Below are 22,474 nucleotides of genomic sequence, written 5' to 3' on the forward strand. Positions count from 1 at the left end.
CACCGTTTCCGGCGGGGGAGGCGGGGCGCCGCCGCCCGCTCAGAGCGCGAGCAGCGCGCCGACGGGCAGGCGGGTACCGACCAGCGGCCGCATGGCCAACCGCAGCAGGACGAACGCGTTGTCGTCTCCCGCGATCCGGTTGACACTGAGCTTTCCGCAGGTCAGGCACCGGTGAATGAGCAGCCACTCCCCGTCCCGCCGTACCGTCACGCCCACCGCGGTCATGCGTCCACGGCAGGTTTCCCGCCGGTCGCCGGGAACCCGGCCGTCGACGTGCAGGCTGGTGAGACAGTGCGGGCAGTGGTTGCGGTGCGCCGTGCCCGGCGCGGCCAGCGGCACGTCCAGGCGGCAGCCGGTGCAGCGGAACGCGTCGCCCCGCTCACCGCCCGGCCCGTGCAGCACGTCCTTGCGCCGTTGCGGTCTCCGCTGGCGCGGTTTCCGTCGTGGCATGCGATGTTCCGTCCTCTCCGTCACCGGTCGCGTCACAGACCGCCGAAGGTTTCGAGCGGGAACGGCGGCAGGGCGAGCGGACGCACCGCCATCCGCATGAGGATGAACTGGTTGTCGTCATCACAGATCGGATTGGAGGTCAGCTCACCGCATCGGGTGCAGTGGTGGATCAGCTCCCAGTCGCCGTTGCGCAGAACCGCGATGGAGATGGGGGCCATGCCGGACCGGCACTCCGACGGCCCGCCCTCGACGCCGTCCCGCACGTGTCGGGAGTAGAGGCATCTCGGGCAGTGGTTGCGCCGGGCGCCGCCCGGGTCGAGCGCGGTCACGGTGAGACCGCAGCGCACGCATCCGAAGGTTTCGGTCCTGAGAACGGAATGTGGGATGTCCTTCGACATCTGGCGATACTCCTTGCTGGATTCATGGCACAAGGGCAGCAAGGAAGCGCCGAGCGGGCCTGGACAGGCGTCATCCGCCGACGGCGTCCGCGTGGCACGCGGACGTACGGAAACGTTGGTGCACCGGGGATCCGGCCGAACCGAAAGGGTGTGTCAGTGGCAGGACCCGCCGGGAGCACGACACGGCGCGCTCGGCGCTGACCAGGGCATAATTCAGCAGCTTTCTAAGGCACAACGGCCCGGAGTTCCGTCGATGGGACGCCGGGGAGCGTAGCAGCGATGCGCCACGCCCCGCGAATGGTTTTCCCGGCCCCTCCGCCGGAGCCCATGACGCCGATCAGCCAGGCGGTCGGCTCCTCCGCCTGGCTGACGATTCGTCCGTTCCGGGTCGCGTCCGCTAGACCTCGACGACCACCGGAATGATCATCGGGCGGCGGCGGTAGGTGTCGCTGACCCAGCGCCCGACGGTACGGCGGATCGTGCGGCGGATCTGCATGACGTCGGCCACCCCCGCCGCGGCGACCTCCTGCAGCGCGCTCTCGATCTGCGGGATGACCGCGTCGAAGGCGTCGGGATCGATGCCCGAGCCGCGTGCGGTGATCTCCGGTCCGCCCGTCAGCTTCCCCGTGGTGGAGTCCACGACCACGGCGATGGAGATGAACCCCTCGTCGCCGAGGATGCGCCGGTCCTTCAACGCGACATCGGTGATGTCGCCGACCGAGGTGCCGTCCACGAAGACGTAGCCGCACGGCACCGCGCCGGCGATCCGCGCCCGGCCGTCGACCAGGTCCACGACGACGCCGTCCTCGGCGATCACGATGTTCTCGTCCGGGACCCCAGTCAGGCCCGCGAGCTTCGCGTGCGCCCGCAGGTGCCGCCACTCCCCGTGGATCGGCATGAAGTTGGACGGCTTGGTCAGGTTCAGTACGTAGAGCAGCTCGCCGGCGGCGGCGTGACCCGACACGTGCACCCGGGCGTTGCCCTTGTGCACGACACGGGCGCCCCACCGGTTGAGGCCGTTGATGACCTTGTTCACCGCGGTCTCGTTGCCCGGGACGAGCGAGGACGCGAGCAGGACCGTGTCGCCTGCCGCGATCCTGATCGGGTGATCGCGGTTGGCCATCCGGGACAGGGCGGCCATCGGCTCACCCTGGGAACCGGTGCAGATCAGCACCACGTCCTCCGGCGGCCACTCCTCGATCTCGCGAGAGTCCACCAGCAGGCCCGCCGGGACCTTCAGGTAGCCGAGCTCGCGGGCCACCCCCATGTTGCGGACCATCGACCTGCCGATCAGGGCCACCTTGCGGCCGTGTTTCTCGGCGGCGTCCATGATCTGCTGGACCCGGTGGATGTGCGAGGCGAAGCTGGCCACGATGATCCGCTTGTCCGCTGTGCGGAACACGTCGTCGATGACCGGGGCGATCTCCCGCTCGCTGGTGACGAAACCCGGAACCTCGGAGTTCGTGGAGTCCGACATCAGCAGGTCGACGCCCTCCGACCCCAGCCGGGCGAACGCCCCGAGGTCGGTTAGCCGCCCGTCCAGCGGAAGCTGGTCCATCTTGAAGTCGCCGGTGTGCAGCACGATCCCGGCGGGGGTGCGGATGGCCACGGCCAGGGCATCGGGGATCGAGTGGTTCACCGAGATGAACTCGCACTCGAACGGGCCGAACGCGCGGCGCTCGTTCTCGGCGACCTCGACCTTGACCGGCTGGATCCGGTGCTCGGTGAGCTTGCTCTCGATCAGCCCGAGCGTGAGCCGCGACCCGACCAGCGGGATGTCGGGACGCTCCCGCAGCAGGTACGGCACGGCGCCGATGTGGTCTTCGTGCGCGTGCGTGAGCACGAGGGCCTCGATGTCGTGCAGACGCCCCCGGATGTAGTCGAAATCGGGCAGGATGAGATCGACGCCCGGCTGGTCGGGCTCGGGGAACAGCACCCCGCAGTCGACCACGAGCAGCCGCCCGTCGAACTCGAACACCGCCATGTTGCGGCCGATCTCCCCCAGACCGCCCAGTGGAACGATGCGCAGACCGTTGTCCGGCAGCGGCGGAGGCGGCCCGAGTTCGGGATGCGGGTGACTCATGCGAGCTCCTCCCCCGTCCCCCGTAGGTCAGTGCCGCTGTTCCGTGTGTTTCGCTCGCTCATTCGTCTCCATATGTGTCAGGTGTCCGCAAGCTTCACGCCGCCCGCGACCAGGTCCGTACGCAGCATCGCGATCTGGTCCTCCGTTGCGTCGACGAGCGGGAGCCGTACATGTCCGCCGTCCTGGCCGACCAGCGTCAACGCGGCCTTCGCCATGATCGCTCCCTGGGTCCGCGTCATGATGCCCGCGACCACGGGAAGCACGCGGCGGTGCGTCTCGAGGGCGGCCGCGACATCCCCGGACCGATAGCTTTCGATCATGGAGGCGAGCTGTGCGCCGATCACGTGACCGGCCACGCTGACGAACCCGGCCGCGCCGACCGACAGCCACGGCAGGTTGAGCAGGTCGTCTCCCGAGTAGAACACGAGATCGGTGGCCGTCATGACCTGGGACCCCGCGAACAGGTCGCCCTTGGCGTCCTTCACCGCGACGATCCGCGGGTGCTGCGCGAGCCGCACCAAAGTCGTGGTCTCAATGGGAACCCCGGTCCTGCCGGGGATGTCGTAGAGCATCACCGGCAGCCCCACCGCGTCGGCGATGGCGGTGAAATGCTGGAACACGCCCTCCTGCGGAGGCTTGTTGTAGTAGGGAGTGACCACCAGCAACCCGTGCGCCCCCGCGCGCTCGGCGGCCCGGGCGAGCTCGACACTGTGACGGGTGTCGTTGCTCCCGGCCCCTGCGACGACGAAAGCACGGTCGCCCACGACCTCGACGACCGCACGGAGAATGCGGTCCTTCTCCTCATCCGTGGTGGTGGGGGACTCCCCGGTGGTGCCACTGATCACAAGGCCGTCGTGGCGCTGCTCATCGACGAGATATGCGGCGATCCGCTGGACGCCCGCATAGTCGACGGCGCCGTCAGAGGTGAACGGCGTGACCATCGCGGTCAGCATGCGACCGAAGGGGGCGTCGGAAGTTCCAGTTGGCGATGCCATAGACCGAACGGTACCCGGATTCCAGGCGGTTGTAGGACCCCGGCACCCCGTTATGCCCCTTGTCGCCGGAGCGCACGTCGCCGGTCACTCCGTTGATCACCTGTGGCCGCCCGTTCGGGTCGACGGCTCCGGGAGCGAAAGAGGCCGCCGATATGTGCTCGGGGGTACACACATCAGCGGCCTCTACCCGAACAATCGGTGGGCCTTACGCCCGCGTTACACATGCCTGCCGAAAATTTTTCGCCGATTCCGCGCGGAAGGTGGCATCCCCGGCCCGAGCGGCCCTTCTGGACGCCTTGGGACGGGCGGGGACCGGCCACCGGAGCTCAGCGGGCCTCGCCGAGGAGGAGTCTGTTCCAGAGGACTTCCATGCGCACCGAGATCAGGCGTTCGGTCTCGTGGACGTCCGATCCTTCCGGCCCCCGGATCGTGCGGCGGATGAACACCAGACCGCCGGAGTGGCACAGCTCGTAGATCGTCGCCTTGCATTCACAGGTGTGCACGCGAACGCGCACCCGATCGCTGCGGGCGGTCGGCTTCAACCAGTTGATCTTCTGGTGGCCCATCTGGATCGGGGCCACATGTATGCCGTGATATGGCGGCGGAAGCGGAATTTCAGGACCTGACGTCTTAGCGGGAGATTGGCCCATTCGCCGACCTTTCTGGGCGCAAAGTTGGAGTCACAGGGCGTATCCGTTACTCTGAGTGGCTCTTCGGATACGCCAAGATTGGGAAGCTTTCGTCAGCCCCTCAGGGAATGGATTCATGGCCAACTCTGATCCGGTCTACCTGCGCGTAGTCGAGGACATCCGCCGCCAGATCATCGACGGCACGCTCCCTCCGGGGGCGCCGATCCCGTCCCGCCACCAGATCACCCGGAAGTACAGCGTGGGAGAGACCGCCGCTCGCCACGCGCTCCGCGTACTCGTCCAGGAGGGCCTGATCATCGGCCGGGTGGGGTCTGGACACCGGGTGCGGGAGAAACCCGTGCTGCTCCCCCTGCAGCGTGACCGCACGGCCGATCCGCAGGTCGGGTTCACCATGGACATGCAGGCCTGCGGCCGGCAGCCGACGTCGAACTGGCGGAGCGAGCTTGTCGAGGCACCCCAGGAGATCGCACAACGTCTGCGGCTCGGGGGCTGCGGCCCCGTCGTCAAGGTGAGCTTCGTCCTCCGCGGCGACGGCCGCCCGATGCAGCTCCTCACGTCTTATGAACTGCTCGAGTTTGGCCAGAGCCAGGCGCCCGAAGAGGGCACGGGAGAGCGCAAGAGCATGCTCTCCCGGCTGGCCGCCGCGGGCACCCCGGTCACGGAGATCGGCGAGAGCGTCCACGTGCGGGTGCCCCAGCCGACCGAGATCGACCTGCTGGAGCTGCCCGCCGGGGTCCAGGTCCTGCACGTCGAGCGGACCATCTGGGCCGGGGACCGCGCGGTGGAGACCAGTGACATCGTGATCCCCGGCGACCGGTTCCAGCTCGCGTACGGAATCCCCGTCCACGCCTGACTGTCGGTCCCCGCTGGTAGAACCGTTCCGGATTCCCCATCCGGAGGTGTCGATGCGCGTCAAGGACCTGCCCCTGGCCGACCGGCCCCGCGAGCGGCTGATGACGGCCGGCGCGGGGGCACTCGCCGACAGGGAGCTGCTCGCCCTGCTGCTCTGCTCGGGCGTCAGGGGCGTCAGCGCCGTCGAGCTCGCCTCCCGGCTCATCGCGTACTGCGGCGACCTCGGCGAGCTCGCCCGCTCCGACCCCCACCGGCTGCTCGCCGTGCCGGGCATCGGTCCCGCCAAGGCGGCGCGCGTCGCCGCGGCCTTCCACCTCGTCCGGCGGGCCCGCGCCGAGCCCGAACGCGTCCGCATCACCTGCTCGGCGGACATCGCGGCGGCGGCCGCCCCCATGCTCCACGGGAACCCCAGGGAGCGGCTCGTCGTCGTCATCTGCGACCCGCGCGGCGCGGTCATCCGCCGTGCCGTGGTCAGCGAGGGCGGGAGCGACCACACCCCCGCGCCCGTTCGCGACATCATCTCCACCGTCCTCACCTCAGGCGGGGCCGCGTTCGGCCTCGCCCACAACCACCCCAGCGGCTCTCTCGATCCCAGCCATGCCGACCTCGAGGTCACCGCCCGCCTCTACGAGGCCGCCGACACCGTCGGCCTCCACTTCCTCGACCACGTGATCGTCACCGAGACCGCCTGGCGCCGCATCGCTCATCCGTAGCAAAGGACTCCGAGGCTACCTTAGGTGCTCACGATACCCCTGGTCTAGAAGACGTATCTACCCATGCTAGCGAGTGTCTGCTTTATGCAGAGATGTCTACCTTGGTCTATGGTGCGAATATGCTTGACCGAGACGGACCGGTACCTGTCTATAAGCAGATCGCGGAAATCATCCGAGAGCGCATCGGCAGCGGAGCGCTCCCGCCCGGGCAGCCCATGCCCAGCGAGGCCCAGCTTGAGGCGGAGTACGGCATCGCCAGAACCACGGCACGCCGCGTCGCACGCGAGCTACGCGAGCAGGGTCTCGTGTACACGGTGCAGGGAGAGGGCACGTTCGTCGGAGACAAGGCAGTCCCACGGGCTCGCCGGAAGACTCCCCTTTACCAGGAGATCGCAGAGGACGTCATCGAACGCATCAAACGGAAGGAATACAAGCCGAATCGGGCGATCCCGAGCGAGAAGACGATGATGCAGCAGTACGGGGCGGCAAAGGTCACCGTGCGCAATGCCGTGCGCCATCTCCGCGAATGCGGATGGGTTTTCACCGTGTCCTATCGCGGGACGTACGTGTCCCCGCCCGAGAACTGGCCGAGCGACTGACCCTCCCCGTGCTTATCCACAGGTGACCGCGAGCCCGGTCGCCGAGGCCGAACGTTGCCTACCGTATGGTCATGCTGAACCACGACGGTGACACGCCTGTTTATATGCAGCTTGCCGAGATCCTGCGCATGCGTTTGCGAGATCGCCCAGCGGGCGCGCCCATGCCGAGCGAGGTAGCGATCCAGTTGGAGTTCGGTGTTGCCAGGACCACCGCCCGCCGAGCGATCCGTGTGCTGCGTGAGGAAGGTCTCGTTTACACGGTCCAGGGCATGGGCGCATTCGTGGGCCGTCCAGATGAAGCAACCAGGACGCCTCGGAAAGTGCCCATCTACCGACAGATGGCTGACGAGATCATCGCCCGCATCCTGCGCGGCGAACTACGCCCCCTTCGGCCTGTACCAAGTGAGACGACGCTGGTCCAGCAGTACGGCGTAGCCCGCGAAACGGCACGGCAGGTCGCGGCACTGCTCCGTCGGGAGGGCTGGGTTTACACTGTGCCCCAGCGAGGCACCTATGTGAGCCCGAAGGAGCGGTGGCCGACCACGGGGCCAGAAACCACATGAGGATCGAGTCAATCCTCATCGGAGAACCTCTCCCAGGCGGACTGGCGGGTCATACCGAGAGCCGCGCCGATCCTTGCCCAGGTGACACCGCGGTCGCGCAGCCGCTCGACCCAGACCCGCAGGTTGGCGTCGACCTGTGCGCTCACGGCCGCGACACGGGGCAGGAACTCGAGGATCTCCTCGTCGGTCATACGGTCCGGCCACGAGATCTCGGGATCGGTGTCGGCCGCCGGGGTCAGGTTGAGCACGTCGTTGCAGAGCCCGACGCACTCGTTGCAGATGTAGACACCCGCACCGGCGATCATCTTGGCCACGGCCGCCTTGGGCTTGGCGCAGAAAGAGCAGTGGATCTCCTGCTCGGCGAGAGAAGGAGCCGGCATGTCGCCCTCCGATCGGTTCGCTTGTCAGGCTGATCCTGACGCGTGATCGCGAGCGTACGCCGTCAGGGTCAGCCTGACAATCAGGATCAGCAGCAGGACGCCAGGAACAGCCCGACAATTAGCTGAACCGCCCGGAAATCGGCCTTTTCGAAGCGACCCGCGACCTCGAGCAGCGGTCCCGGCTCAGTTCTTCGGGCCGAAGACGTGCGAGACCTCACCTTTGCGTCCACAGCGGGGGCAAGGCCGGTACCGCCCGGACCACCATGTGGCTTTCAACGTGCCGCTGCCCTTGCACTTGGGGCACCTGGACAGGTGGTTGCGGACGTAGTCGAAGACGAACCAGAGGACGAAGAAGAGGCCGACGAGAACGAGAACGGTCTGTGATTCCACCATGGCTCCGTGTTGGGGGAACGCGGGCGACATCGCGTCGCCGTACTGAAGCCGGGTCGCGCGGGGGCGCGGGCACCGTCACTCACCGGCCGGACGAGGGCGGCGCCGCGGGTGGCGGGCGCGCACCCAGGTGGCCCGAGGCGGGAATGCACATCGCTGCCTCCGAAGGAAGTTCGCATGGCACCGGTAGGACGCCGCATCCGCGCAGGCAGGTGACAACCGAGCGGCTTTCCGTTGGAGTCACAGGGTGATCCACAAACGCTCACGCGGAATGCCTGGCCCTTGGAGCGTCCCGCCGGCGCTTGCCCCCGTCTCCTGCTACACGTGCTCGGGCCGGAGTGCCGCCGGGTGCTCCGTCTCGGCCCGGGGCCGGCGCAGTACGGCGAGCGCGGTCACGAAGGCGGCGACGAGCAGGGCGAGGGAGACCGTGAAGGCCAGGCGGTAGCCTCCGGTCAGCGCGTCCGCCGCACCGGCTCCGCCCGCCAGCAGTTCCTGCGTGCGGGACGCGGCCAGCGCGGACAGCACCGCGACGCCGATGGCGGGGCCGATCTGCTGGGTCGTGTTGAACAGTCCCGACACCAGACCCGCGTCGTCGGAGCGCGCCTCGGACATGCCGAGGGTGGCCAGTGCCGGGAGCACCAGGCCGCCGCCCATGACGAGCACCATCACGGGGAGCAGGTCCGTCGCGTAGCGGGCGTCGACGGGAACGCGGGTGAGCCAGGCCATCGCGCCGGCGAGGAGCGTCAGGCCGCCCAGCAGTACGGCTCGCGCGCCGAAGCGCGTGATCAGCCGCGGGGAGACGAACAACGACATTCCCGCGATGGACAGCGCCGCCGGGAGCATGGCCAGACCGGTGTCGAGTGCGCCGTACCCGAGCACCCGCTGCATGAAGAGCGCGACGACGACCTGGAAGGCGAACATCGCACCGAGCGTCAGAACCTGCACCAGGTTGGCCCCGGCGACGTGACGCGACCGGAGGACGCGCAGCGGCATGAGCGGGGTCCGGGCGGCCGCCTGGCGGACGAGGAAGGCGGCCAGCAGCGCGAGCGACACGGCGCCGTACGCCAGGGACGCCATGCCGTGCCGCTCGATCCTGACGACGGCGTAGATGCCCAGCATCAGACCCGCGGTGACCAGCAGAGCGCCGAGGGCGTCGGCTCCGGCCGACAGACCGATCCCCCGCTGGGCGGGCAGCACCCGCACCGCCAGCGCGATCACGACCACTCCGATCGGCACGTTGATGAAGAAGATGTAGTTCCAGCTCAGCACGTCGGTGAGCACCCCGCCGAGCACCTGCCCCAGGGCCGCCCCGGCGGCGCCGGTGAAGCTGAAGACGCCGATGGCCTTCGCCCGCTCGCCGGCGTCCGTGAAGGTCGTCACCAGGATGCCGAGCACGACCGCCGTGGCCATGGCGCTGCCGACGCCCTGGAGGAACCGGGCGCCGATCAGCGTCCCCGGCCCGGTCGCCGCCCCGGCGAGCAGTGACGCGACGGCGAAGACGGCGTTGCCCGCCAGGAACATGCTCCGGCGGCCGAGGAGGTCGCCCAGCCGACCGGCCAGCAGGAGCAGGCCGCCGTACGCGATGAAGTAGGCGTTGACGGTCCAGCTCAGCTCGGCGGGAGCGAAGCCGAGATCTCGCTGGATCGCGGGCATGGCCACGGTGACGATGCTGCCGTCAAGGACCGTCATCAGCATCGTGACGGACAGCACCCCCAGCACGAGCCATCGGGACGGGGAGGGGTCGGTACGCGACATGGGGTCGCCTCCTGTTCACATGGGAAACAGGAGAGACCGTAGCAGATAGTTTCGTTACAGACGATCCCCTAAGGAACAATCCCTGACAGATTCATCTACTACGGATACATCACACCCGCTGCCGCGCCCGCCGCACCACCTGAGGCGCCTCCGCCGGAGTGGCCAGATGTCCCGCGACCAGCCGGCTGAGCGCCCGGACGAGCACCTCGGCCTCCTCCTTCGGCAAGGACTCGACGACGGCCCGGTGAACACCGTCGACGATCTCCTGGCTCCGCTTCGCCACCTGCGCGCCCTGCTCCGTCACCGCGACGATCCGGGCCCGCCGGTCCGTGCTGGACGGCCGGCGCTCGGCGAGGCCGGCCTGTTCCAGGGCATCGATGGTGACGACCATCGTGGTCTTGTCCATGTCGCCGATCTCGGCGAGCTGGATCTGCGTACGCTCCTCCTCCAGGGCGTGGACGAGCACGCAGTGCATGCGCGGCGTCAGCCCGATCTCGGCGAGGGCCGCCGCCATCCGCGTCCTCAGCACGTGACCGGTGTGGTCGAGCAGGAAGGACAGGTCGGGTTCGTCACGTGAGGGCGCCATGGCAGTCATGCACCCAGGCTATCAATTCGTCCTGTTCTGGATTATCTTCAAAAGTCCGAATCTCCCCGAGGCCGGGTTCCCGGCAGACCGGCGACAGGGCCTGTCACCGGTGGCGCCCGGCCTGTGTCGCCGCCACGCACACGAGTACGGCGAGAGCCGCGGCGATGGTGAGCACACCGAACCGTTCGCCCAGCAGCCATCGGGCCCACACCAGCGTGAGCAGCGGCTGCGCGAGCTGGAGCTGCCCGGCGCGGGCGATGCCGCCCATCGCCAGCCCGGCATACCACGGGATGAACCCCAAGAACATGGACACGAGGCCGACGTACGCGAACCCGGCGAGCGACACCCCGGTCGGCTCGGCCTCGGTGGTCAACGCGAGCACGGCCGTCACCGGCACCGTGATCGGCACCGCCAGCACCAGGGCGTACGAGATGACCTGCCAGCCCGGCGTCTCCCTGGCCAGCCGTCCGCCCTCGGTGTAACCGACGGCCGCCGACAGCAGCGCGAGCACCAGGAGCAGGTCGGCCATCGCGAAGTGACCGCCGCCCCGGGTGAGCGTGAAGGCGGTGACGGACAGCGCCCCCGCCGCGCAGGCGACCCAGAAGAGCGGCCGGGGCCGCTCCCCCGCCCGCAGCACGGCGCAGGCCGCCGTCGCGGCGGGAAGCAGTCCGGTGACGACGGCGGCGTGGGCCGCACTCGCGCCGCCGTCCAGGGCCAGTCCGCTGAACAGCGGAAACCCGAGCACCACGCCGAGCACGATCAAGACGTACGGCCCCAGCCGTCCCCGGGGAGGGAGCAGCGGCAGGCCTGCGACCCTCAGACAGATGATCGCGGGGACCGCCGCAACGGCGGCCCGGCCGATCGCGACCAGGTAGGGGTCGAACCCGCGCATCGCGAAGACCGTCGCCGGAAAGGAGCCGGAGAACGAGATCACGCCGGCCCCGGCGAGAAGGCTGCCCCGCCATGCCGCCCTCCGGTCCGGCCGCCCCGGTGGCCGCCGCATCCCGCCGGCGCGCTCCGCTATCGAGGTGGGCTGGATAGCGCTATTGTCATTTTTCATGAAAGACGATAGCAGTATCGTCCGTCTGGTCACCATCCTCCGGGACGAGGCCGAGCGGTCCCGGCCGGGCGACCGGTTGCCGTCGAGCAGGGAGATCATGCGCCGGCACGGCGTCAGCCCGATCACGGTGTCCCGGGCGATCGCGCAGCTCGCCGCCGAAGGCCGGGTGGTGACGCGGCCCGGCAGCGGCGTGTTCGTCGCCCCCGCCCGCCGCCCCGCGGCCGAGACTCCCGATCACTCCTGGCAGACCGTCGCCCTCGGAGATCGCGTCGTGGACGACGACGCCGTGGCGACCCTGCTCGCTCGTCCTCCCGACGGGGTCATCCCGCTGACCGGCGGCTACCTCAACCCGGAACTGCGGCCGGTCCGGGCGCTCACCGTCGCCGCCGCGCGGGCCGTACGACGTGCCGAAGCCTGGGAGACACCGCCGCTGAACGGCCTGGCCGGTCTCAGACAGTGGTTCGCCGGCACGGCGGGCGGCGCGGTGACGCAGGATGACGTGCTCGTGGTCAGCGGCGGCCAGTCCGCGTTGGCGCACGCGTTCCGGGCGCTCGCGGCCACGGGCGCGCCGGTGCTGACGGAGACCCCCACCTACCCCGGGGCGCTCGCGGCGGCCCGGGTGGCGGGGCTGCGGGCGACGGCCGTACCCATGGACCAGGACGGGGTGCGACCCGACCTGCTCGCAGAGGCCTTCGCCGTCACCGGAAGCCGCGTCTTCTACTGCCAGCCGACCCTGCACAACCCGACGGGGGCGACGCTGAGCCTGGAGCGCCGGGAACAGGTCCTGGCCGTGGCGAGGGCGGCGGGCGCGTTCGTGATCGAGGACGACTACGCCAGATATCTGACCACCGGCCCGATCCCGCCCCCGATGGTCTCGCTGGACGCCCATGGCACGGTCGTCCACATCCTGTCGCTGAGCAAGATCTCCTCACCCAGCCTGCGGGTGGCGGGGCTGATCGCCCGCGGTCCGGCGGCGCGGCGGCTGCGCGCGAGCCAGCTGGTGGAATCGTTCTTCGTCTCCCGGCCGCTCCAGGAGACGGCGCTGGAGTTGGTGGGCTCGCCCGCCTGGCGGCGGCATGTCCGCATGGTCCGGCAGGAGATCACGATCCGTCAGACGGCCCTTCTCACCGGCCTGGCCCGGCACGCCCCCGAGGCGACCGTCCATCTCGTCCCGTCCGGCGGCCTGCACGTCTGGGTACGTCTCCCGGCCGGTGCCGACGAGGCGGCGGTGGTCGAGAGCGCGCGGCGGGGCGGAGTGCTGGTCAGCCCGGGGCACATCTACTACCCTGCCGAACCGCCCGGCCCCCGCCTGCGGCTGACGCACACCGCCGCCGCGAGCCTCGCCGAGCTCGACGAGGGCATCCGCCGCCTCGCGCCCGTCCTCGTCGGGGGGTGAGACCTAACGCCCCGCTCCCGGGGCGCCCCGGCGAAGGCCTCGATTATTCGACTCCGCCGACTGCCGTACAGTGGTCACCAGGGGTGATCGACCGTGGCTGGCCCGGCGGAGCTGCTCCGCGACTTCGTGAACACCTACGACGTCGAGGACGACGCCGACGAGCTGGCGTCCCCTGCCGAGCTGTCCATGTGGCTGCGCGAACGAGGACTGATCGAAGACGGAGACCGCGCGGTCGACGAGGACCTGGTCATGGCGACCCGGCTACGGGAAGGGCTGCGGCGCGTGCTGCGGCACCACCACGACGCCGGGCCGTACGGCCTCCCCGAGGACCTGGACGCGGCGCTGGCGGCGTTGCCGGTACGGGTCACCGTGGCCGGGGGAACGCCCGGCCTGCGGCCGACGCGGACCGGGGTGGCGGGAGGACTCGCGCGGATCGCGGCGTCGATCCCGGCGGCCCACGCCGAGGGGACGTGGCGGCGGCTCAAGGTGTGCGCGCAGAGCACCTGTCAGTGGGCGTTCATCGACTCGTCCAAGAACCGGTCGCGTTCCTGGTGCTCGATGCGGGTTTGCGGAAACCGCACCAAAACGAGGGCATATCGGGCACGACGCCGGGTGGAAGGTTCGCCCAGGCCGTCCTGACCAGTACGGTGTTACAGGTAAAGAAAGGAGCCGGCTGAATGGGTGTACGACCTGCCCGTCTCGAGGACGTCGACGCGGTGACGAGCACCCAGATCCGGGCGTGGAAGTGCGCCTATCGCGACTTCCTGCCTCCGGGCCCACTTGAGCAGATGACCGGGCCGGCGGCGGAGAAGATGTGGCGCCGCCAGTGGGACGAGGCGATCCTGTCGCCGCCCACCCCACGGCACCGGGTGCTGGTCGCGGTCGAGCGCGTGGTGCCGGACACGGACGCCTTCGCCGCCCTCGGGCCCGGCGGGGTCCTGGCCACGGCGGCCCAGCGGGCGTCCGACCGAGTCGTCGGCCTCGCCTCGCACGGACCGGCCGAGGATCCGGATCTGCCTCCGGGCACGACGGCCGAGTTGCTGACGCTGCTCATCGACCCCAACCACATCCGGCGTGGCCACGGCAGCCGCCTGCTCAACGCGACGGCGGACTTCCTGCGGGAGGACGGCTACGACACGGTCGTGACGTGGGTGTTCGCCGACAACCACCCGATGCTCGGCTTCCTGGAGTCGGCGGGGTGGGGCGAGGACGAGGCCGAGCGGGTGCTCGACATGGGCCGCCCCATCCGGATGGTCCGCCTCAGCACCGACATCCGCTGACATCGCCAAAGTCTGTCCCCACATCCATCCGGACTCTCCTTCGGAGAGTTCCGCATCACCTCCGCTGACCTTCGCCTCATCTCGCCGATCCGGACCCCCGCCGTGGACGCGCGCACAGGGGTTGGCCAGACTTGTGTGGCCTCATCGCATGGCATTCGGGTAAGAAAAGGGAGACAAGTGGCCACCCCAGCTCAGTGGTTAGCGGGCGCACGCCCCCGGACGCTGCCCGCCGCCGTCGTCCCGGTCGCCGTCGGCACCGGCACGGCGCTCGCCGAAGGCGCCGCGGTCTGGTGGCGGGCAGCGGTGGCGTTGCTCGTCGCGCTGGCCCTGCAGGTCGGGGTGAACTACGCCAATGACTACAGCGACGGCATCCGCGGCACAGACGCCGATCGGGTCGGCCCGATGCGTCTCGTCGGCTCCGGCGCGGCCACGCCCAAGGCGGTGCTCACCGCCTCTCTCCTGTGCTTCCTCACGGCCGCCGTCGCCGGCCTCGCACTCGTGCTCGCGACGGGAGCATGGTGGTTACTGCTGGTCGGCGTGGCCGCGATCGCAGCCGCCTGGTTCTACACCGGCGGCTCACGCCCGTACGGCTACCGCGCCCTCGGCGAGATCTCGGTCTTCGTGTTCTTCGGCCTCGTCGCGGTGACCGGAACGACGTACGTCCAGGTCGAGCGCCTGAGCTGGCTGTCGTTGGCCGCCGCCGTTCCTGTCGGGCTCCTGGCCTGCGCGCTCCTCGTGGTGAACAACCTCCGGGACATCTCGACCGACGAGACGTCGGGGAAGCGGACCCTCGCCGTCGTGTTGGGCGACACCCGCACTCGACTGCTCTACACGGCGGGCCTGGTCCTTCCGTTCGCGATCGCCCTCGCCCTGGTGCCGGCACGGCCGTTCGCCGCGCTCGCCCTGATCGCGCTCCCGCTCCTGGTGGAGCCGGTGAGAACGGTCAGGTCAGGGGCGACCGGGCCGGCCCTCATCGCCACACTCCAGCAGACCGGGCGCCTGCAGCTCGCCTTCGGCGCCCTTTTCACACTCGGTCTGGCCCTCTGAGCTCTGCCCACCGGTACGGCTGCCGCCCCTCCCCTCTACCGGCAGCCGTACCGCAGGCGATCGTCAGCCTCGCACCGTCCCGGCGGATCCCGACACCAGTTGCTTGAGGAGCACCATCACCTCGTCGAACCGGCCGTCGATCGCGTCCAGACGCCGATCAACAGCATCGAACCGAACGTCGACCGCCTCGAACCGGGCGTTCACCGCGGCGAACTGAGCATCCACCTCAGCGAACCGCGCATCCACCTCGTCGAACCGGGCATTCACCGCGGCGAACTGAGCATCCACCTCAGCGAACCGCGCATCCACCTCGTCGAACCGGGCGTCCACCTTGTCGAACCGGGAGTCCACCTTGTCCAACCGGGCATTCACCCCGGCGAACTGAGCATTCACCTCACCGAAGCGGGAGTCCACCTTGTCGAAGCGAGTGTCCACGCTCGTGCGGAAGTCCACGATGTCGTCGCGTAGCGCCTGCATCATGCGCACGTTGGCGCCCTGAGCGTGCTGCAGGTCCAGCCGTACACGCTCGACTTTGTTGTCGACGGCGCCGACCAGGATCTTGATCGACTGCACGTCGATCTCGAGCCCGGTGATGCGCTCCTCGAAGTCCATGGGGGCCATGGTAGCCATGCCTTTCTCCAGGTGGTCGTCGTCTCGCGGACCGCCGGGGCGGCGGTCCGCGTCAACCCTGCCGGAAACGAGGAGGGCCGCGGGCCACGGAAAACGGTTCTGTGGACGGACTTCAACCCGGTGGATGACGTTTATGGACCTGGGAGTCCGACCAGCCCTCCCGGAACCGCGTTCCCTCGCCTGATCTGCGAATATGGCAGCGGAAACGCCGGAGACGACCGATTGACGATGGAAAGGGCACCCGTTGAAGCCGGCGAAGCCGGTGAAGTCGGTCGAAGCCGACCGAACCGGCCCGCTGGATCTCCGGCCCCCGGAAGAGCGTCTCCCCACGGGCTCACGGGCGGCCTACAGGTCGAGAAGCCGCTCCAGCCCCACGGTGAGACCGTCGAGTTCCCGCACGCGGCGTACACCCAGCAGGACCCCGGGCGTGAAGGACGCGCGGTTCATGGTGTCGTGCCGGATGGTGAGGATCTCCCCCTCGCCGCCGAGGATGACCTCCTGATGAGCGATCAGGCCGGCCAGCCGTACGGCGTGCACGTGAACGCCGTCGACGCTCGCGCCGCGGGCGCCGTCGAGCTGAGAGGTGGTGGCATCGGGACACGACCCGAGGCCTGCTTCCCGGCGGGCCTGGGCCACCAGCTCGGCGGTACGGCGAGCCGTGCCCGAGGGGGCGTCGGCCTTGTTGGGGTGGTGGAGCTCCACGATCTCGACGGACTCGAAGTACTTCGCCGCCTGCCGCGCGAAGTGCATCATCAGCACCGCCGCGATCCCGAAGTTGGGCGCGATCAGCGAGTTGGTCCCGGGGTTGGCGGCGAGCCATCCGCGCACCTGGTCCAACCGTTCCGCGTCGAAGCCGGTGGTGCCCACGACGGTGTGGATGCCGTGGTCGATGCACCACCGCAGGTTTCCCATCACGACGTCGGGGTGGGTGAAGTCGACCACCACCTCGGCCTTCGTCAGCGACTCCAGCGGGTCGTCCTTGTCGACGGCCGCCACCAACTCCAGATCATCGGCCGCGTGCACGGCCTTGCAGACTTCCACCCCGACGCGCCCGCGGGCACCCAGAACACCGACCTTTATCACGCGCCCAAGGCTATAGCCCCGGCCGGGCGGGACGGCCGCAGGGCGCGGCCGGCCTTCCACGCAGGAAACGGGTGCGAGACGAGCAGGGCCGCGCGGGTCTGACCCGCGCGGCCCCTGTGGACCCGGTCCGCTCAGGCGATCGCGAAGCCGAAGTCCTTGCCTTCGTACGGCCCGATCACGGAGAGGGTGAGCGGACGGTTGAGCACGTCACGGGCGACGTCGGCGATGTCCCGTGCGGTCACGGCCTCGATCCGGGCGAGCACCTCGTCCACCGACATGAGCTCCTCGTACACGAGCTCGCTCTTGCCGATGCGGGACATGCGCGAGCCGGTGTCCTCCAGCCCGAGCACGAGCCCGCCGCGCATCTGGCCCTTGCCCCGGGTGATCTCCTCTTCCGAGATGCCCTCGGCCACCACCCTGGCCACCTCGTCCCGGCAGATCTTCAGCACATCGTCGATCTTGGACGGCAGGCAGCCGACGTAGACGCCGAACTGACCGGTGTCGGCGTACTGCGCCGTGAAGCTGTACACGCTGTAGGCGAGGCCGCGCTTCTCCCTGATCTCCTGGAACAGTCGCGACGACATCCCGCCGCCCAGGGCGGCGTTCAGCACGCCCAGGGCGAACCTGCGATCGTCGGTCCGGGAGACGCCGGTGGTGCCGAGCACCAGGTTGGCCTGCTCCGTCGGGCGGTGGATCACCCGGACGCCGGAGCGCGACTCCACCCCCGGGCCGCCGACGCGTGGCGGCGCCGGCGGCGCCCCGCCCGTCGCGCCGTTCAACGCGCCCGCGCGCTCGTAGGCGGCCGCCACCAGTTCCACCACCCGCTCGTGGTTCACGTTGCCCGCGACCGAGACCACGGTCCGTGGCGGCAGGTAGTAGCGCTGGTAGTACTCGTGGATGCGGTCGCGGGTGAGCGCGTTGATCGATTCCTCGTTGCCGAGGATCGGCCGCCCGATCGGCGTGTCGCCGTACAGCTCGGCCGAGAACTGCTCGTGTACCACGTCGGACGGATCGTCGTCGTGCATGGCGATCTCCTCCAGGATCACGCCGCGCTCGGACTCCACGTCCTCGGCGGTGATCAGGGAGGAGGTGACCACGTCGGCGAGCACGTCGATCGCCAACGGGAGATCCTCGTCGAGCACCCTGGCGTAGTAGCAGGTGTACTCCTTGGCCGTGAAGGCGTTGATCTCACCGCCGATGCCCTCGATGGACGCGGAGATCTCCATGGCGTCCCGCGTGGGGGTGCCCTTGAACAGCAGGTGCTCCAGGAAGTGGGTGGCCCCCATGTGCTCGGGGGCCTCGTCCCGTGACCCGATGCCGACCCACATGCCGACCGCGACACTGCGGACGGTCGGCATCGTCTCGGTCACCACGCGGAGCCCACCGGGCAGGACGGTGCGGCGGATGACCCCCACTCCGTCCTTGCCTGGATAGAGAGTTGTGGTCGTCACGAGTTGCGGTCGTCCCGTCCGGCGCGGGTACGGCTGCGGCGGCGCGGCGTCCGCTGCTCCTCCTGCGGCGCCGCGGCCTCCTCGTCGCCGGCGTCCTCGCCGTTCCCGGCGGCGGCCCGCTCCGCGGCCTCCTTCTCGACGACCTCGACCGGCACCAGGGAGAGCTTGCCCCGGGAGTCGATCTCGGCGATCTCCACCTGGATCTTCTCGCCGACGTTCAGGACGTCCTCGACGTTCTCGATCCGCCTGCCGCCGTGCAGCTTGCGGATCTGGGAGACGTGCAGCAGACCGTCCTTGCCGGGCAGCAGCGACACGAACGCCCCGAAGGCCGCGATCTTCACGACCGTGCCCAGGTAGCGCTCGCCGACCTCCGGCATGTGCGGGTTCGCTATGCCGTTGATCAGCGACCGGGCCGCCTCTGCGGAGGGTCCGTCCGTGGCCCCAATGTAGATCGTCCCGTCGTCCTCGATCGTGATCTCGGCGCCGGTGTCGTCCTGGATCTGGTTGATCATCTTGCCCTTCGGGCCGATGACCTCGCCGATCTTGTCGACCGGCACCTTGATCGTGATGATCCGCGGCGCGGTCGGGTTCATCTCCGCCGGAGCGTCGATGGCCTCCTGCATCACGTCGAGGATCGCCAGGCGCGCGCCCCTCGCCTGCTTCAGCGCGGCGGCGAGCACGTGGGCCGGGATGCCGTCGAGCTTGGTGTCGAGCTGCAGCGCGGTGATCAGGTCCTTCGTGCCCGCGACCTTGAAGTCCATGTCGCCCATGGCGTCCTCGGCACCGAGGATGTCGGTGAGCGTCACGTACTGGTCGCCCTCGCCGATGAGGCCCATGGCGATGCCGGCCACCATCTCCTTGAGCGGCACACCGGCGTCGAGCAGTGCCATGGTGGAGGCGCAGACCGACCCCATCGAGGTCGAACCGTTGGACCCGAGCGCCTCGGACACCTGCCGGATGGCGTACGGGAACTCCTCACGCGAAGGCAGCACCGGCAGCAGCGCGCGCTCGGCCAGCGCGCCGTGGCCGATCTCGCGCCGCTTCGGCGAGCCGACCCGGCCGGTCTCTCCCGTGGAGTACGGCGGGAAGTTGTAGTTGTGCATGTAACGCTTGGTCCGCTCGGGATTGAGCGTGTCGATCATCTGCTCCATGCGCAGCATGTTCAGCGTGGTGATGCCGAGGATCTGCGTCTCGCCGCGCTCGAACAGGGCCGAGCCGTGCACCCGCGGCACCACGTGGACCTCGGCGCTGAGCTGCCGGATGTCCTTGGAACCACGTCCGTCGATCCGGATGCCCTCCTTGAGCACCCGCTCGCGCATGAGGCTCTTGGTCAGCGAGCGGAAGGCCGCGGCGAGTTCCTTCTCGCGCCCCTCGAAGTCGGGCAGCAGCTTCTCGGCGGCGAGGGCCTTGACCCGCTCGATCTCGAGCTCGCGCTCCTGCTTGCCCGCGATGGTCAGCGCCGAGGCGAGCTCGCTGCGCACCGCGGCGGTGACGGCCTCGAGTGCGTCCTCCTGGTAGTCCAGGAAGATCGGGTACTCGGCGGTCTCCTTGCCGGCGACCTCGGCCAGCTTGGACTGCGCCTCGCACAGCACCTTGATGAAGGGCTTGGCGGCCTCCAGGCCCTGGGCCACGACCTCCTCATTGGGCGCGACGGCGCCCTCGGCGACCAGCTTCAGCGTGTCACGGGTGGACTCCGCCTCGACCATCATGATCGCCACATCGCCGTCCGCCAGGACGCGACCGGCGACCACCATGTCGAAGGTCGCGCCCGCCAGTTCCTCGTGGGTCGGGAACGCCACCCACTGTCCCTGGATCAGCGCGACTCGGACACCGCCGATCGGGCCGGAGAACGGCAGCCCGGCGAGCTGGGTCGACATGCTCGCCGCGTTGATCGCGACGACGTCGTACAGGTGATCCGGGTGCAGCGCCATCACCGTCGCCACGATCTGGATCTCGTTGCGCAGGCCCTTGACGAAGGACGGGCGCAGCGGCCGGTCGATCAGGCGGCAGGTGAGGATCGCGTCCTCGGACGGCCTGCCCTCACGCCGGAAGAACGAGCCGGGGATCCGGCCCGCCGCGTACATCCGCTCCTCCACGTCGACGGTGAGCGGGAAGAAGTCCAGGCTCTCCTTGGGATGCTTCGACGCGGTGGTGGCGGACAGGACCATCGTCTCGTCGTCCAGGTACGCCACCGCGCTGCCGGCCGCCTGCCGGGCGAGGCGCCCGGTCTCGAACCGGATCGTACGTGTGCCGAATGAGCCGTTGTCGACAACGGCTTCCGTGCTGTGGACACCCTCCACGGGGGACCTCCTTGTTCGTCGGTCTCCCACGTCCTTTTATGCCGGGCTCCCCGTTCAGGTGCAGTGCCGGTCTTCGATCGAAGCGCCCGGTTCCTTCCGTACGGCTGTGCCGTACCGACCGGGGGCCACTACCGAGGACCGGCCCTCTCACGCCGCGGGATCATGCATGCGGCTTGCGTTCGGACGCGGGGCTTGTCTGTCGGGTGGGGCAGGCCGGCCCGGCCTGCCGTCCCCTCGGCTATTCAGTTATTCCACATGTTCCGCCGCGCGCGGCGTTCAATCCGGCCTCTCGCTGTGGCCGCTCGCGCGGGCGATCGTCCTGCCGGACCCATTGTGGCCCGCCATGAGAAAGGAGCGACGAAGGATCGCCGCTCCTTTCCACATTATCGACGCAGGCCGAGACGCTCGATGAGGGACCGGTAGCGGGCGATGTCCTTCGCCTGCAGGTACTTCAGCAGCCGGCGGCGACGGCCGACCAGCAGAAGCAGCCCCCGGCGGCTGTGGTGGTCGTGCTTGTGCACCTTCAGGTGCTCGGTCAGATCGCTGATGCGCTTGCTCAGCAGCGCGATCTGGACCTCCGGAGACCCGGTGTCTCCCTCGCCGGTGGCGTACTCGCCGATGATGGCCTTGGTGGTGGTCGCGTCGAGCGACACTGTTTCTCCTTCTGGTGAGAGGCACGCACGACATCAGAGCCCGCGAACGACCGTGCGTGCCTACAGTCGCCGTGACCGGCCGGCCCGGTGGCCCGCCATGCCCGTCGGACATGACAGCACCCGAACATGGCTGACTTGCAAGGCTACCACCGAGTCGCGGCGCCCCGCACAACTCCGGCACGGCGGGCGGCCCGTCGAAGGCCCGCTACCGATCGTCAGGCCGTGACCTCGCGGGCGCGGGCCACGTCGCGGTGCATCTGCTCGATCAACGCCTCGACCGAGTCGAACCGCAGCGTGTCCCGCAGCCGCTCGGCGAAGTCGACCGCCACATGCGCGCCGTAGAGGTCCAGGTCGTCCCGGTCCAGCGCGTACGCCTCGACCGTGCGTTCCACCCCGTCGAAGGTCGGGTTAGTCCCGATGGAGATGGCGGCCGGCCAGCGCTGCCCCGCCGACGCCGGAGACGCCTCGACGCACTGCAGCCAGCCGGCGTAGACGCCCTCTGCCGGAATGGCGGTGAACGGCGGCGACTCGACGTTCGCCGTGGGAAAGCCGAGCGCCCGGCCCCGCTGGTGACCGCGGACGACCACGCCCTCGACCCGATGCGGACGCCCCAGCGCCGCGGCGGCGCCCGCGACGTCGCCCGCGGTCAGCCGTTCCCGGATGAACGTGGAGGAAATGGTGGCGCCGTCGCTGACCAGCGGCACGCCCACCGCGACGAAGTCGTACTTCTCCCCCAGCGTACGCAACGTCTCCACGTCGCCGGATGCCTTGTGCCCGAAGCGGAAGTCCTCCCCCACCACGACCCCCGCCGCGTGCAGCCGGTCCACCAGGGCCGTCTGCACGAACTCGTCGGGTCTCATCCGCGAGAACTCCAGTGTGAACGGCAGCACGCACACCGCGTCGACGCCCAGCCCCGCGAGCAACTCCGCCTGCCGGTGCAGCGTGGTGAGCCGCAGCGGGTGGGTGCCCGGCCGGACGACCTCGTCCGGATGCGGGTCGAAGGTGACGACGACCGATGGAAGGCCGAGGTCACGGGCCATGCCCACCATCTGTGTCACCATCCGCTGATGACCGAGATGTACGCCGTCGAACACGCCGATCGTGACGACGGACCTGCCCCAGCCCTCGGGGACGTCATCCAGTCCGTGCCAGCTCTGCAC

At 69.5% G+C, this 22,474-nt stretch carries 24 protein-coding genes; 8 read left to right on the plus strand and 16 right to left on the minus strand.

Annotation, left to right across the window (positions count from 1 at the left end):
- Positions 1-39: 39 nt before the first annotated feature.
- The 5 genes from AP234_RS22235 to AP234_RS22255 form a co-directional block, all read right to left on the minus strand.
- Positions 40-450 (minus strand): RNHCP domain-containing protein, encoded by a 411-nt coding sequence (locus AP234_RS22235; protein WP_055481626.1) that lies wholly within the window; start codon positions 448-450, stop codon positions 40-42.
- Between the two features lie 32 nt (positions 451-482).
- Positions 483-848 carry an RNHCP domain-containing protein gene (locus AP234_RS22240; RefSeq protein WP_055481627.1) on the minus strand — a complete coding sequence of 122 codons (366 nt, stop codon included), beginning with the start codon at positions 846-848 and terminating at the stop codon, positions 483-485.
- A 397-nt stretch (positions 849-1,245) separates the two neighbouring features.
- A complete protein-coding gene (locus AP234_RS22245) occupies positions 1,246-2,931 on the minus strand; it encodes a ribonuclease J (protein WP_055481628.1) in 1,686 nt (561 codons plus the stop codon).
- Positions 2,932-3,008: 77 nt separating this feature from the next.
- Positions 3,009-3,926 (minus strand): 4-hydroxy-tetrahydrodipicolinate synthase, encoded by a 918-nt coding sequence (gene dapA, locus AP234_RS22250; RefSeq protein ID WP_083502330.1) that lies wholly within the window; start codon positions 3,924-3,926, stop codon positions 3,009-3,011.
- Between the two features lie 326 nt (positions 3,927-4,252).
- Positions 4,253-4,507 carry a hypothetical protein gene (locus tag AP234_RS22255; protein WP_235558320.1) on the minus strand — a complete coding sequence of 85 codons (255 nt, stop codon included), beginning with the start codon at positions 4,505-4,507 and terminating at the stop codon, positions 4,253-4,255.
- Positions 4,508-4,691: 184 nt separating this feature from the next.
- Between AP234_RS22255 and AP234_RS22260 the strand changes: the two genes are divergently transcribed.
- The 4 genes from AP234_RS22260 (at position 4,692) to AP234_RS22275 (ending at position 7,303) form a co-directional block, all read left to right on the plus strand.
- A complete protein-coding gene (locus AP234_RS22260) occupies positions 4,692-5,429 on the plus strand; it encodes a GntR family transcriptional regulator (protein ID WP_055481631.1) in 738 nt (245 codons plus the stop codon).
- A gap of 52 nt (positions 5,430-5,481) precedes the next feature.
- Positions 5,482-6,141 (plus strand): JAB domain-containing protein, encoded by a 660-nt coding sequence (locus AP234_RS22265; RefSeq protein WP_055481632.1) that lies wholly within the window; start codon positions 5,482-5,484, stop codon positions 6,139-6,141.
- A gap of 119 nt (positions 6,142-6,260) precedes the next feature.
- On the plus strand, positions 6,261-6,740 hold the full coding sequence (locus AP234_RS22270) for a GntR family transcriptional regulator (protein ID WP_055481633.1): 480 nt from the start codon (positions 6,261-6,263) through the stop codon (positions 6,738-6,740).
- A gap of 71 nt (positions 6,741-6,811) precedes the next feature.
- Positions 6,812-7,303: a GntR family transcriptional regulator gene (locus AP234_RS22275; RefSeq protein ID WP_055481718.1), complete on the plus strand. Its 492-nt coding sequence runs from the start codon at positions 6,812-6,814 to the stop codon at positions 7,301-7,303.
- Positions 7,304-7,311: 8 nt separating this feature from the next.
- Here AP234_RS22275 and AP234_RS22280 read toward each other — a convergent pair whose 3' ends face one another.
- The 5 genes from AP234_RS22280 to AP234_RS22300 all read right to left on the minus strand — a co-directional run bounded on the left by AP234_RS22280 (position 7,312) and on the right by AP234_RS22300 (position 11,474).
- Complete coding sequence (locus tag AP234_RS22280) at positions 7,312-7,683, minus strand: ClpX C4-type zinc finger protein (RefSeq protein WP_055481634.1); 372 nt, start codon at positions 7,681-7,683, stop codon at positions 7,312-7,314.
- Between the two features lie 183 nt (positions 7,684-7,866).
- Positions 7,867-8,076 carry a hypothetical protein gene (locus AP234_RS22285; protein WP_055481635.1) on the minus strand — a complete coding sequence of 70 codons (210 nt, stop codon included), beginning with the start codon at positions 8,074-8,076 and terminating at the stop codon, positions 7,867-7,869.
- Positions 8,077-8,391: 315 nt separating this feature from the next.
- Positions 8,392-9,828, minus strand: coding sequence for an MFS transporter (locus AP234_RS22290; RefSeq protein WP_055481636.1), 1,437 nt, complete (start codon positions 9,826-9,828; stop codon positions 8,392-8,394).
- A gap of 109 nt (positions 9,829-9,937) precedes the next feature.
- Positions 9,938-10,423, minus strand: coding sequence for a MarR family winged helix-turn-helix transcriptional regulator (locus AP234_RS22295; protein ID WP_055481637.1), 486 nt, complete (start codon positions 10,421-10,423; stop codon positions 9,938-9,940).
- Positions 10,424-10,517: 94 nt separating this feature from the next.
- On the minus strand, positions 10,518-11,474 hold the full coding sequence (locus AP234_RS22300; protein ID WP_083502331.1) for a DMT family transporter: 957 nt from the start codon (positions 11,472-11,474) through the stop codon (positions 10,518-10,520).
- Between AP234_RS22300 and AP234_RS22305 the strand changes: the two genes are divergently transcribed.
- From AP234_RS22305 to AP234_RS22320, 4 genes are all read left to right on the plus strand, one after another.
- Positions 11,473-12,870 (plus strand): PLP-dependent aminotransferase family protein, encoded by a 1,398-nt coding sequence (locus tag AP234_RS22305; protein ID WP_055481638.1) that lies wholly within the window; start codon positions 11,473-11,475, stop codon positions 12,868-12,870. The two genes, AP234_RS22300 and AP234_RS22305, sit on opposite strands and share 2 nt — an antisense overlap.
- A 93-nt stretch (positions 12,871-12,963) precedes the next feature.
- The gene (locus AP234_RS22310) at positions 12,964-13,509 is read left to right on the plus strand and encodes a CGNR zinc finger domain-containing protein (protein WP_055481639.1); all 546 of its coding nucleotides are present in this window, start codon (positions 12,964-12,966) and stop codon (positions 13,507-13,509) included.
- A gap of 38 nt (positions 13,510-13,547) precedes the next feature.
- Positions 13,548-14,150: a GNAT family N-acetyltransferase gene (locus AP234_RS22315; protein WP_055481640.1), complete on the plus strand. Its 603-nt coding sequence runs from the start codon at positions 13,548-13,550 to the stop codon at positions 14,148-14,150.
- Positions 14,151-14,327: 177 nt separating this feature from the next.
- Positions 14,328-15,197: a 1,4-dihydroxy-2-naphthoate polyprenyltransferase gene (locus tag AP234_RS22320; protein ID WP_055481641.1), complete on the plus strand. Its 870-nt coding sequence runs from the start codon at positions 14,328-14,330 to the stop codon at positions 15,195-15,197.
- A 63-nt stretch (positions 15,198-15,260) separates the two neighbouring features.
- Here the strand turns inward: AP234_RS22320 and AP234_RS22325 are convergent, their stop codons facing one another.
- The 6 genes from AP234_RS22325 to AP234_RS22350 all read right to left on the minus strand — a co-directional run bounded on the left by AP234_RS22325 (position 15,261) and on the right by AP234_RS22350 (position 22,474).
- Positions 15,261-15,809: a hypothetical protein gene (locus AP234_RS22325; RefSeq protein WP_055481642.1), complete on the minus strand. Its 549-nt coding sequence runs from the start codon at positions 15,807-15,809 to the stop codon at positions 15,261-15,263.
- Positions 15,810-16,172: 363 nt separating this feature from the next.
- Positions 16,173-16,910 carry a 4-hydroxy-tetrahydrodipicolinate reductase gene (dapB, locus tag AP234_RS22330; RefSeq protein WP_055481643.1) on the minus strand — a complete coding sequence of 246 codons (738 nt, stop codon included), beginning with the start codon at positions 16,908-16,910 and terminating at the stop codon, positions 16,173-16,175.
- 131 nt (positions 16,911-17,041) lie between these two features.
- Positions 17,042-18,361: a M16 family metallopeptidase gene (locus AP234_RS22335; RefSeq protein ID WP_055481644.1), complete on the minus strand. Its 1,320-nt coding sequence runs from the start codon at positions 18,359-18,361 to the stop codon at positions 17,042-17,044.
- The gene (locus tag AP234_RS22340) at positions 18,358-20,661 is read right to left on the minus strand and encodes a polyribonucleotide nucleotidyltransferase (protein ID WP_055481645.1); all 2,304 of its coding nucleotides are present in this window, start codon (positions 20,659-20,661) and stop codon (positions 18,358-18,360) included. The genes AP234_RS22335 and AP234_RS22340 overlap by 4 nt, the downstream gene beginning before the upstream one ends.
- Before the next feature lie 383 nt (positions 20,662-21,044).
- On the minus strand, positions 21,045-21,314 hold the full coding sequence (gene rpsO / locus AP234_RS22345; protein WP_055481646.1) for a 30S ribosomal protein S15: 270 nt from the start codon (positions 21,312-21,314) through the stop codon (positions 21,045-21,047).
- A gap of 215 nt (positions 21,315-21,529) precedes the next feature.
- The gene (locus AP234_RS22350; RefSeq protein WP_055481647.1) at positions 21,530-22,474 is read right to left on the minus strand and encodes a bifunctional riboflavin kinase/FAD synthetase; all 945 of its coding nucleotides are present in this window, start codon (positions 22,472-22,474) and stop codon (positions 21,530-21,532) included.

Origin of the sequence: Sphaerimonospora mesophila (assembly GCF_001417795.1) — a bacterium.
In the GTDB taxonomy this organism is placed as follows: domain Bacteria; phylum Actinomycetota; class Actinomycetes; order Streptosporangiales; family Streptosporangiaceae; genus Sphaerimonospora; species Sphaerimonospora mesophila.